Source organism: Solidesulfovibrio sp. C21 (assembly GCF_047785625.1).
Lineage (GTDB): Bacteria > Desulfobacterota > Desulfovibrionia > Desulfovibrionales > Desulfovibrionaceae > Solidesulfovibrio.
Genome location: NZ_JBLODY010000099.1, coordinates 1 through 11258 on the forward strand (window position 1 = coordinate 1; position 11258 = coordinate 11258).

Genomic DNA, 11258 nt, shown 5'->3' on the forward strand with positions numbered 1-11258 from the left:
CCCCCCCCTCCACCCCACCACGCCGTCGCCCCGTTGGGGCGACACTGTCAGATCACACCATCCAAAGCCGGAAAAAGTTTTTGAAGGGGGTCCGGGGGGAAACTTTTTCCAAAAAGTTTCCCCCCGGCCGCCGGAGGCATCTTCTTTCTTTTCTACCGAAACGCCCGGGTGACGAAGGTCCAGGCGGATTTCAGCACGCTGGCGACGCCCTTGCGTCGGCCCATTTCCATGAGGATCGACAGGCTTTGGCCGGGCTCGCTTATGTATTTGAGCAGCTTTTTGCGGGCCACGCGGCGCGAGAAGATGCCGTACCAGCGGTCGATCTCCGCGGCCGGCAGGTCCGGATATCCCACCACGCAGGAGCCCATGCCGTCGAAGCTGGTCAGGTCCTTGGCCACCAGGTAGCCGCGTTCGCTGGCCCAGGCGTACATGGGCGTGCCGGGATAGGGCACGGCCTTGGACACCTGCGCCGTGTCGGCGTCGAGTTCCTCCATGAAGGTCAGGGACTTCTTGATGGTTTCCTCGGTCTCGCCGGGCAGGCCCAGGCAGAAGGTGGCGTGGGTGCGGATGCCGCATTCCCGGCACCATTTGACCACCTGCCGGCATTTATCGAGGTCGAGCGGCTTGCCGATGGCTTTGAGGATGCCCGGGTCGGCCGATTCCACGCCGAATTTCATGCCGATGCAGCCGGCGTCGGCCATGGCGAAGAGCGTCTCCCGGTCCACGAACATGGCATCGCCCATGACGGTCCAGGGAATTTTGATCCCGCGCTCCTTGATGGCCGCGCAGATGCCGAGCACATGGGATTTTTTCACCACGAAGCTCTGGTCGTCGAAATAGAACTGCTTGGCCCCGAAGCGTTTGATGCAATATTCCATCTCCTCGGCCACTTTCTGCGGATCGCGGGGCCGGTAGCGCGGCGAGGCGTACATGATGTGGCGTTCCTGGCAGTAGACGCAGCCGCAGGGGCAGCCGCGCGAGGAGACGATGTTGATGCAGGGTGAGTAGAGGGTGAAGTCCGGGTAGATGGTGGCCGGAAAATCCTCGCGGTCCGGGAAGGGCAGGCTGTCGAGGTCGGCCAGCAGTTCGCGCCGGCCGGTATTCACGATTTGCCCGTCCTTGCGGCAGACCAGCCCGGGGATGTCGGAGAGGTCCTCGCGGCCGGCCATAAGCGCCTCGATCACGTCTTTGACCGTCATTTCGTATTCGCCGATGGCGGCGAAATCGAGGCAGGCGTTTTCGGTCAGAAGCGCCTCGGCGGCCACGGTGGCATGGTTGCCGGCCACAAGCACCTTGCAGCCGGTTTCCCGCTTGAGCTTATCGAGAAAGCGCAGGTCGTCGGCCAGGGTCAGGGCGGCCAGTTCGGTGACGATGAGGTCGGGCTTGCGCCGTTTGACCTCCACGAGCATTTCGGCGTCGGTGAAGTCCATGACCACACCGTCGAGGCCCGAGCAGGCGGCCTTGGTGTCCCGTTTGCAGAGGGCCAGCGCATAGGCCAGCCAGAAGGGAAAGGGATAGTAATCGACGGACTTGGCGTAGCCGATGGTCATGGGCCAGCGGGAGCCGGCCTTGATGAAGTGACGGACCTTGCCGTCAGGATCGACTTTGACCCCGGCCAGATTGGCGAAAAGGACATTCATGGGCGGACGATTCTCCTTTTGGACGGTCGCGCGCCGTCCCCGCGCGGCTCGTTATCATGGTCGCGGCAAAACCGAAAGGGAAGGCGGGCGGCCGCTCCCGTACGATAGGAAAAGTCTTTTCTGAAGGATGTTTTCTCTCAGAAAATTTAAATCATCTATTATTTCAGCAAATAAAAAGTTTAGGAAGGGGAGAGCGCGAGAGGGGAGAACCCTTTTCAAAGGGTTTCCCCTCTCGCATTCTCTTGCCTCTCTGCCTCTCTGCCTCCCTGCCTCCCCCCTACCGCAGTTCGCGCACGCGCACGTCGATGCCCGAATCCTTGAGCAGGGCCACGAGCCTGGCCGGGTCCGTTTCGCCGTAGTGATAGGGATAAAGGACCTTGGGCTTGAACATTTGCGCCGCCGCTGCCGCCATTTCCGGCGTCATGGTATAGGGCAGGTTCATGGGCAAAAAAGCGATGTCGATGTTTTTGAGGTTGGCCATTTCGGGGATGTTTTCCGTATCCCCGGCCACGTAGACGCGCAGTTTCCCGAAGGTCACAATGTAGCCGTTGCCCCGGCCCTTGGGATGGAAGGGCGTTCCCGGCGTGCGCATGTGCTTGATGTTGTAGGCTGGCACGGCTTCGACGGGGATGCCGGCGGCGGTCGCGCTCTGACCGTTTTCCAGCACCGTGCCCCGGCCGAGTTTTTCCAGACAGGGACCGGTCAACACGATGGCGGTTTCCGGCCCGGCGATCTTGGCGATGGATTCGGGGTCCAGATGGTCGCCATGCTCGTGGGTGAGCAGCACCAGATCGGCCGGGGGCATTGCCCCGTAATCGCCCGCCTGGCCGAAGGGGTCCACGTAGATTTCCTTGCCGCCGTATTCGAAGCGCAGGGAACCGTGGCCGATGAAAAAGATGCGCAGCGGGCCGCCCGAGGTGGCGAATTCGTCGGACGCCGGGGATGCCGCGAAGGCCGGCGCGGCCAGGCCGAAAAACGCCACGCAGGTGAGAAGAACGCATTCCGCCAGCATGGGAACCTCCAGGGAAGAGTTTGCCGCCTTTTACCAACCTTCGCGGCGGAGGGGAAGGCGGCGCGTTATTACCGTTTTGATCCCCGGCGCAAGCGGTAGCGGGTGGCCGGTCCCCGGCCGTCCTTGTCCAGGATGCCCCTCCCCACGAGGTCTTGCAGGTCGTGCTGGGCCGTGCGCTGGGGAATGTCGCCGCCGGCGTCCTGGTAGTCCTGGCGTGAGAAGACGCCGCGATCAAGCAGGGCGGCAAGCGTGCCGCGCTGCCGGTCGGACAGGGAGGCGTCGCCGAACGGGTCCGAAGTGGGGGGCTGTGCGTCGGAGGGCTCGTCCGGTGTCTGGCGTGCTTTTGGCGCGATTGGGGGCTTCATCTCCAGGGGAAGGGCCTCACGCGGCGCTCCGTCGCGACTGTCGCCGAGGGTCACTTCCCTGGCGCGCAGGGCCGCGATGAGCCGGTTGCAGACGCGCCCGAGACGGGTGATCTCGGCCGCGCCGCCCGGCGGTTCGATTTCCCGCAGATGGCCTTCGTGGCGCATTTCCCGCAGGGCATCGGCAAGGCGCGTCATCGGCCGGGCGATGCGGCCGGACAGAACGACGATCAGGGCGGCCAGGAGGAGCGTGCTCCCGGCCGTGGCCAGAAACAGGATGTTGCCCTGGTCGAACTGGGCGGCGCGCGGCAACAAACTGCGGTCGATATAAATGACGCCGCCCACGACCTCGGTTTTGTCGTCCGACCCACCGGCGAAGCGCACCGGCGCGTAGCCGACGAAGTCGTCGCTGGAGGCGATCTTGGGCGGGCCGAACCCCGGCTCAGCCCGTTCCATGCCGGCGTGACCCTGCCGGATGGCCTCGATCATGCGCCAATAGGCCTCATGGTCCGGGGCCGGGCGAAACGCGCCGTCGTAGCCGGGACTGCCGGTGTCGCCGGAAAGCCCCGGCTTGACGCCGGCAACCGAAAGCTCGCGCGTTGGTTCCGTCACGTCCTCGGACTGGAAAAGCATCCAGCCCTGGCCGTCCACAAAGAGGCTCTGCCGGTTTTCCCTGGTGCGGTGAAAGCCCAGGATCGGGGACTGGGGCGAGTTGTACAGCGACAGGATGTTGCGGGCGGCCCTGGCGTCGATGGACAGCACCAGGAAGCCGGCCGGGCGGCCGTCCGGCCCGGCCACGGGCGTGGTCAGGCGAAAAAGGGCCAGATTGCGCTGGCGCGGCTCGAAGCCGAGTCCCATGGGCGGGTAGTAGACCTCGGTCAGCGCGGACAGGCTGACCTGGCCCGGCTTTAGGGAAGTGGCCTTGCGGGGGAGCGTCAGGGGACCGTTTTGGGCCCGATGCGCCACATCCGGCGAAACGTCCGCCACCCGGCCGTCGCTTTTGAGCAAGACCACGGGATCGTCCGGTCCGGCCGGGATGGAGGCGGCTTCGGCGTAGACCATGCCCCGGGCGGCAGCGGCGCCCTCCATGAAATCGTGCAGCCGCTCGCGGGTCACGGGCTTGTGGGCCAGGGCCACGGCATCCTCGCGGCAGCCGGCCAGCAGGTTTTGAAGCTCCCGGGCCTGGGCCAGGGTGAGGCTCAGGGAGCCGCGCGCGATGGCCGTTTCCACGGAGGAATTGGCGGAGCGCATGAGCAGGAGCCCGGTCGTGGCCAGAAGCACGATGACGGCCGGAACAAGGACGAAGAGGAGTGTCTGACGGATGCTCCACGGCGTGTTCGCGCGGGCATGGCGGTCGGTTGGGGGCTGATGCCCGGCCAGGCTGAAACGTCGCAGCATGGGGCCTCCAGCGTCCATCCGGTTTGGCGGGATTGGCGCAATTATTCGCTTCGGCGATATGTTGCGCAAAATCATGCCGCGTTTGTCAAGGGCAATTTCCTGAAATATGGCTTCTCATCGTACGATGCGCCAGTTGCCAGGGCAGGCTGTTGGCGGGAAAAGGCGCGGTTTCAGGCGAGGGCGTTTCCTCCAGGTCCGGCGATGTCCGTGGTTGCCTGGCGGCCGGTTTCCGTTTACAGGGCTCGCTTATGCCCCGGCGAGCACCCCCCATAACGAAATATGCGCGTTGGATCGTGCGTCTTGCCACCGTGTCCGCCGCGTTCCGGGCCGGCATCGCGCCGCGTCGCCCGGCAGGGTGGGCGTCGCCAGAGGTGATGGTTTGAGCGAGGCCTCCCTGGTGCACTTGCGCGACGGGCTCGGCTGGCTGGCGGTGGCCTTTTGCCTGTGCGTCGGTCTGGCCCTGGCCGATGGTTTCGTCGACAACTCCCGCACCGGGGCGAACATGGTTTTTCTCTTGCCGGGCGAAACGGCCCGTCTCTCCGGTCCGCTTCCCGCCGATGTGCGGCAGGCCTCGGACCTCGTCTTCGCCGTGGACCATCCCGGTATCGCCGTTGCCGTGACCGGACAGGAGGCGGGGGGATTTTGGGGCGGCCGCATGTGGCGGGCGACGGTTTCGGCCGCGCCGGACGCGGCCCCGGAAACGGGCTCGGTGATCGTGCGTGAGCCCGGGACCGACGCCAATAGGCCGGATCAGGTCTTTATCATCCGTGTCTTCGCCGACAAGGCCAGCCTGGACGACGCCACCAATTCCCGCATCCGACACCTTTTCGGTGTTTCGCCCCTGTTCATGGGCGGGTGGTGCATGCTTGGCGCGGCGTTTGCCGGAGTGGCCGTTTTCCTGCTGTCGCGGCGGTTGGCGACGATCCGAGCCGTTCGGGGCAAGGCCGTGGTCTTCATGACGAAAAAGACGGCGGACGGGCTGCTTATTTGCTTTGGCCTTGGCGCTGACCACGGCCTCGCCCCCGGTTCGCCCGTGGCCGTGTACAATGCGGCGGGAATGCCCGTGGCCACGGCCACGGTGGTGCGGTGCGCGCCGGAAGAGGCCACGGCCCTGGTGACGGGCGAGAAGCGGGTCCTCCCGGGCCACATCGTTACGAAGCCCGCAAAAGAAGGTAAGAGAGGAGAAGATGCGAGAGGGGAAACCCTTTGAAAAGGGCAGTAGCCCCTCTCGCGCTCTCCCCTTCCTAAACTTTTTAACGATACTGGTGTGATACGGATAACAGATCAATATCGTTAAAATTCTTTGGAAAGGGGGTCCGGGGGGAGAACCTTTCTGCAAGAAAGGTTTCCCCCCGGTTCCCTCCCCACCTTACCCCATATTCTTGGCCACGAAGTCCCAGTTGACGAGCTTGTCCAGGACGCCGGCCACGTAGTCGACCCGCCGGTTCTGGTAATCCAGGTAGTAGGCGTGTTCCCAGACGTCGATGACCCACAGGGGCTTGAGGCCGTCCTGCATGGGATTGCCGGCGTTGCCGGTGGCAACCACCTTGAGCTTGCCGTCGCCGTCGGCCACCAGCCAGGCCCAGCCGCTGCCGAAAACGGCCGTGGCGGCCGTGGCCAGGGCTTTTTTGCAGGCGTCGGCGCTGCCGAAGGAGGCGTCCACGGCCTTGGCCAGCTTGCCCTTGGGCGCGCCGCCGCCGCCGGGTTTGAGCCCGTTCCAGTAGAAGACGTGGTTCCAGGCCTGGGCGGCGTTGTGGAAAACCGGCGTCAGTTTGGGGTCCTTGGCCGCGGCCAGGAAGACCTTGTCCAGAGGCTGCCCGGCAAGGGAGCTTTCCGCCACCAATTTGTTGGCGTTGTTGAAATAGCCAAGCGTGTGCTTGCCGTAGTGAAAGTTGACGGTGCGGCCGGAGATGACCGGCTCCAGGGCGTTTTCCGGATAGGGCAGGGGCGGGGCGGCAAAGGCCTCGGCCCGGGCTTGGCCGGGCAGGATCATGCCCCCGGCCAGGAGCACAAGCCCCGTGCCGGCGGCCAGTTTCAGAACATTGCGGCGGGAAAAAGACGTGTCGCACTGGGCGCGCATGACGCTCCTCCTTGGTTCGATCCGCCCGCACGGGGCGAAACGGCGCTTGGGGTCCGGCGGACCATACCGGGATGGCATGGTCCGCCGGGGATTGGCGTCAGTATTGCCAGATTTGCGGCCAAAGGGGAACGGCCAAGAAACCATTTACCCTTACTTGTCGGCGGCCGGCAGCGCGATTTTTCCGGAAGTGTCCGGCTTTTCAGGCTGAACCGGTTTGGCTGCGTCCGGGGCCGGTTTCGTTGCGTTGGGCGCGCGGCTCCCCTCGGGGCTCTGCCGCGGCGAATCCAGGGACCGGCCGTCGAAGTCGGGCGGCGGTGGCGGCGGATAATCGCCCATGCCGGGCGGCGGCGGGCGATGCCCGTCGAATCCCCCGGGTGGCGGCGGGGGCGGGCGATGCCCGTCGAATTCACCGGGCGGTGGTGGCGGCGGACCGAATCGCCCGATGGCCTTGCGGCGTTGAGCGAGCCTTTGTAAGAGCGCGGTGAATTTTTCCTGCTGGTCGGGCGTGAGCAGCTTCTTGATTTCTTCGTTGCTCTTTTCAAAGATTTTGTTGAGTTGCGGCTCCTGCTCCTCGCGGACCTTGGCCAGGGCATCGGCGGTATCGAGCACAATGGGCCTCAATTTTTTCTGCTGCGCACTGGTGAGGTCGAGATCCTCCGTCATGTGGCGCACCACCATTTCGGAGAAATGCCTGGGGTCGCCGTGGAGCAGGGTGAGCCTCCCCCGTTCGGCCAGATACCGTGAGCCGAAAAAGCCCATCACCACGCCCGAGGCAAAAAGAACAAGCCCGGCCAGCACCTTGGTTGCTGTTGCCTTCATGCCCATGCCCTACACGCCAAGGAGGGAAACCAGCACTTGGCCGTTGGGGTCGAAGAACAGGAAGCGTCCGAATTCTTCTTCCAGGCCCGAGCCGAAAAACAGGACGAACAGCACCGTGGCCGCGGCCAACATGCCGGCTCCGGCGGCCATGCGCCACAGCACGCCGTTTGTTTCCTCGGATTCGGGTGCGGCCTTGATGGCGGCCAGCACCGCCTCCGGCAGCCCGGGATCGAGGACAGGGGGCTCCCGGCGGGTATGGGCGGCTCTAAGCACCGCTTCCAGGTGATCGATACGCCGTGTTTCGTTTCCGTCCATGGATTCCTCCTTACGTGCCAAAAACGCCGCCTAACAGTTCGCGCAGTTTTTTCCTGGCCCGAAACGCCCGCACCTTGACGTTGGGAACGCTTATGCCGAGCATTTCCGCTGCTTCGGCCACAGGGCGCTCCTCCAGGTGCGTCAGCGTCACGACCATGCGGTCCGTGGGCGAGAGCCTATCCATGGCCCAGGCCAAGAGTTCCTTGGCCTCTCGCCGCGAGGCGGTTTCCTCGGCTGCTTCGCTGCTTTCCAGCGCGGCCGCTTCTTCCACGAACGCCCGGCATTCGTCGGACAGTTCGCTTTCGGGCCGTTCCCGGCGTCGATACTCCGCCCGCCAGAAGTCGTGGCAGGTGCGCACCGCCACCTTGGCCAGCCAGTGGCCGAAGGGGCTGTCCCCCCGGTACCCGGCCAGGGAACGGTAGGCCCGCACGAACACCTCATGCGCCAACTCGCCGACCCTGTCCCGGGGCGCGTGCCCGGCAACGATGCCGGACACGCGCCCCTGGTACTTCGCTACGAGCCTGGCGTAGGCGTCCACGTCGCCAGCCCGGATCTCCGAAAGGACCCGGGCATCCTCCATGTCCACCAACGCTTCGGCCATAACGCTCCGGAGTTTATTTCGCCTGGCCAGCGTGATCGTTGATCCACTCATCGACCAACTCGCGGTCGGCATGGAATGGTCCCCTTGCATTGGGCGGCGGAGGGGACATTTCCCCTTCGTTCCACTGGTTGCGCTGCTCGGGCGTCAGCACGGCCAAGGTCTTGGCCTTGACCTTCCCCCGCAACACGGCCAGCTCCTCGCCGGCGGCCGCGATCTTGCGGCTGGCCTGCCGGATGCGCTGCTCGTTGCCCGGATCGGTGCGCATGATTTCGCGCATGGTGTCGAAAGCCTCGTGCATGCCCTGCCCCGCCGTTCGGAATGCCGATTGATTTTGCTTGAGGATCATGGCGACTTCGTGCTTCTGAGCGTCGGACAGGTTAAGCGATAACAGGCGTCCGAGCAATCCCACCGGTCCGGGACCGCCCGGACCACCCGGGCCGGGACCGGCCGCCACGGCGTAGGCGGAGCCGGCCAGGATGGCCAGCGTAAGCACGCCATAAAACAATTTTCTCATGGGAATGACCTCCCGCGTGACTTGGACGGCCTTGGCCGTCCGTTTCGCGTTTGGTCGGCTTCTGCGGGCAGGGGGTTACAGGAATCGGCGGCGGGACGGACCGGTTGGCCCGAATTCGGGACGCGGGCTCGTTTCCCAACATCAAAAAGTTAAAAAGTTTAGGAAGGGGAGAGCGCGAGAGGGGCTACTGCCCTTTTCAAAGGGTTTCCCCTCTCGCACTTCTTCCGCCTCTTAAGCCACGGTCACGTCCTGGCACAGGTACACGTCCTGGATGGCCTGGAGGAGTTTGACGCCTTCGGCCATGGGGCGCTGGAAGGCCTTGCGGCCCGAGATGAGGCCCATGCCGCCGGCCCGCTTGTTGATGACCGCGGTGCGCACGGCGTCGGCGAAATCCGCCTTTCCGGACGCGCCGCCGGAATTGATGAGCCCGATGCGGCCCATGTAGCAGTTGGCCACCTGGTAGCGGGTAAGGTCGATGGGATGGTCGGTGGTCAGTTCGGAGTAGACCCGTTTGTCGGTCTTGCCGAAGCCTATGGCGGTGTAGCCGCCGTTGTTGGTGGCCTGCTTCTGCTTGACCACGTCGGCCCCGATGGTGGCGGCGAGGTGGTTGGCCTGTCCGGTGAGATCGGCCGCGGTGTGGTAGTCCACGCCGCCCTTCACGTAGGCGGGATTGCGCAGGTAGGCCCAAAGGATGCAGGCCATGCCGAGATCGTGGGCCCGGGCAAAGGCCTCGGAAACCTCCTGGATCTGGCGGCGGCATTCGGGCGAGCCGAAATAGACCGTGGCGCCGACCGCGACGGCCCCCATGTCGAAGGCCTGCTCCACCGAGGCGAAAAGCGTTTGGTCGTGGATGGCGGGGAGGCTTAACAGCTCGTTGTGGTTGATTTTGAGCAGGAAGGGGATCTTGTGGGCGTATTTGCGGGCCACGCTGCCGAGCACGCCGAGGGTCGAGGCCACGGCGTTGCAGCCGGCCTCGATGGCCAGTTTCACGATGTTTTCCGGGTCGAAATAGGCTGGATTGGGGGCGAAGGACGCCCCGCCGGAATGCTCGACGCCCTGGTCCACGGGCAGAATCGACATGAAGCCCGTGCCACCCAGGCGTCCGTGGCCGAGCATGGTGGCCAGGGAGCGCACCACGGGCAGGGACCGGTCGGTCTGGACGAAGATGTCATCGATGTAGTCCGGACCGGGCAGATGGAGTTGTTCCTTGGGAATGGTTTTGCAGACGTGGGAGAGCAGCGACTCGGCCTCGTCGCCGAGAAGCTCGGTAATCTTGTCGATCATGGTGGCGGCCTCCTTTGGCTGACTCTGGCGGAACATAGCGCGGAGTTGCGGCCGGTGACAACGCAAAAACGCCGGCAGCGAGGCATCATGCCCGGCATGGCGGGGGGGAGGGCGACGGCGAGGCGACGGTTGGGCCACGTTTCGAGGCCGGATTACGCCTTGGCGGACCCGCGCCGCCACCACTTGGCCAGGGTCACGCCGGCCAGGTTTTGCTCCAGGCTGAAAAGCGCTCCGGGCAGGGCCGTCTGGGCCGTGAAGTAGGCCTTGGCCAGGGCCACGCCGAGGCCGGAATTTTGCATGCCCACTTCCACGGCGATGGCGATCCGGTCGGCCCGGCTGGCGGTGAAGGGGCAGGCCCCGGCATAGCCCAGGGCGAATCCCGAAAGGTTGTGCAGCGTCACCGCCAGGATGACGGTTCCCGGAAAGGCCAGCACGGTGTCGCGGTTGAGGCCCATCACGCAGGCCACGACCAGGGCGATGGTCACCATGGACACGGCCGGGAACACGGCCAGGACGGGTTCCAGACGTCGCCGCAGCAGCCGGCGCAAAATGAGTCCGTCGATGACCGGGAAGGCCACGATCCAGAAGACCGAGGCCATCATGGCCCAGAAATCCACCTGTACCCGCGCCCCGGCCAGCCCCGCCACCAGGGCCGGGGTGACCAGCGGCGCGGCCAGGGTCGAAACCAGGGTCATGGTCACGGACAGGGCCAGATTGCCGCCGGCGAGGTAGGTGATGACGTTGGAGGCCGTGCCGCCGGGGCAGGCCCCGACCAGGATGACGCCAAGGGCCGCCGCCGGGGGCAGGCCGAAAAGCCGGGAGAGCAGCCAGGCCAGGGTCGGCATGACGGTGAACTGCAACAGCGCCCCGACGCCGACCACCTTCCAGCGCGGCACGAGACGGGCGAAGTCCTCGAAAGTGAGCGACAGCCCCATGCCGAACATGATGACGCCAAGGGCCGGGGCGATATAGGGCGCGATCCAGGTGAAAAGGCCCGGAACGACCATGGCCAGGGCGGAAAGGCCTACGGCCAGGGGCAAAAAAGCCCTTTCGACGCGTCGGGCGATGGAAATGAGCATGGGCGGCAGGTAGCCCGCCGGCAAAAAGCGGTCAAGTCGTCTGGGGAGGGAAGAAAGGTTCGGGAAGAGGGGAGCTTTTTCGGGGGGGGCCGGCGGGAGGGTGCGCGGACGCGCGGCGTATATTTGAAGAATACGCCTTCGCGCCGCGCGTCCG

General features: G+C 65.2%; 11 protein-coding genes. 1 reads left to right on the forward strand and 10 read right to left on the reverse strand.

What is annotated here, in order from left to right:
• Positions 1 to 152: 152 nt before the first annotated feature.
• The 3 genes from ACMZ6R_RS18660 to ACMZ6R_RS18670 all read right to left on the reverse strand — a co-directional run bounded on the left by ACMZ6R_RS18660 (position 153) and on the right by ACMZ6R_RS18670 (position 4412).
• A complete protein-coding gene (locus tag ACMZ6R_RS18660) occupies positions 153 to 1640 on the reverse strand; it encodes a B12-binding domain-containing radical SAM protein (RefSeq protein ID WP_416114311.1) in 1488 nt (495 codons plus the stop codon).
• Between the two features lie 277 nt (positions 1641 to 1917).
• Complete coding sequence (locus tag ACMZ6R_RS18665) at positions 1918 to 2652, reverse strand: MBL fold metallo-hydrolase (protein ID WP_416114313.1); 735 nt, start codon at positions 2650 to 2652, stop codon at positions 1918 to 1920.
• Positions 2653 to 2720: 68 nt separating this feature from the next.
• A complete protein-coding gene (locus ACMZ6R_RS18670) occupies positions 2721 to 4412 on the reverse strand; it encodes a hypothetical protein (protein WP_416114315.1) in 1692 nt (563 codons plus the stop codon).
• Positions 4413 to 4791: 379 nt separating this feature from the next.
• Here ACMZ6R_RS18670 and ACMZ6R_RS18675 point away from each other — a divergent pair, with 379 nt between their 5' ends.
• Positions 4792 to 5622, forward strand: coding sequence for a hypothetical protein (locus ACMZ6R_RS18675; protein ID WP_416114317.1), 831 nt, complete (start codon positions 4792 to 4794; stop codon positions 5620 to 5622).
• A gap of 159 nt (positions 5623 to 5781) precedes the next feature.
• Here the strand turns inward: ACMZ6R_RS18675 and ACMZ6R_RS18680 are convergent, their stop codons facing one another.
• The 7 genes from ACMZ6R_RS18680 to ACMZ6R_RS18710 all read right to left on the reverse strand — a co-directional run bounded on the left by ACMZ6R_RS18680 (position 5782) and on the right by ACMZ6R_RS18710 (position 11104).
• Positions 5782 to 6492: a superoxide dismutase gene (locus ACMZ6R_RS18680; RefSeq protein ID WP_416114319.1), complete on the reverse strand. Its 711-nt coding sequence runs from the start codon at positions 6490 to 6492 to the stop codon at positions 5782 to 5784.
• A gap of 150 nt (positions 6493 to 6642) precedes the next feature.
• A complete protein-coding gene (locus ACMZ6R_RS18685; protein WP_416114321.1) occupies positions 6643 to 7311 on the reverse strand; it encodes a hypothetical protein in 669 nt (222 codons plus the stop codon).
• A gap of 9 nt (positions 7312 to 7320) precedes the next feature.
• Positions 7321 to 7626, reverse strand: a complete 306-nt coding sequence (locus ACMZ6R_RS18690) for a hypothetical protein (RefSeq protein ID WP_416114323.1) — start codon at positions 7624 to 7626, stop codon at positions 7321 to 7323.
• 10 nt (positions 7627 to 7636) lie between these two features.
• Complete coding sequence (locus ACMZ6R_RS18695; RefSeq protein WP_416114325.1) at positions 7637 to 8227, reverse strand: RNA polymerase sigma factor; 591 nt, start codon at positions 8225 to 8227, stop codon at positions 7637 to 7639.
• Between the two features lie 13 nt (positions 8228 to 8240).
• Entirely contained in the window at positions 8241 to 8741 is a 501-nt protein-coding gene (locus ACMZ6R_RS18700) for a Spy/CpxP family protein refolding chaperone (RefSeq protein WP_416114327.1), read from the reverse strand.
• 231 nt (positions 8742 to 8972) lie between these two features.
• Positions 8973 to 10025 carry a class I fructose-bisphosphate aldolase gene (locus tag ACMZ6R_RS18705; RefSeq protein WP_416114329.1) on the reverse strand — a complete coding sequence of 351 codons (1053 nt, stop codon included), beginning with the start codon at positions 10023 to 10025 and terminating at the stop codon, positions 8973 to 8975.
• Positions 10026 to 10177: 152 nt separating this feature from the next.
• Positions 10178 to 11104, reverse strand: a complete 927-nt coding sequence (locus tag ACMZ6R_RS18710) for a bile acid:sodium symporter family protein (protein WP_416114331.1) — start codon at positions 11102 to 11104, stop codon at positions 10178 to 10180.
• Positions 11105 to 11258 lie beyond the last annotated feature (154 nt).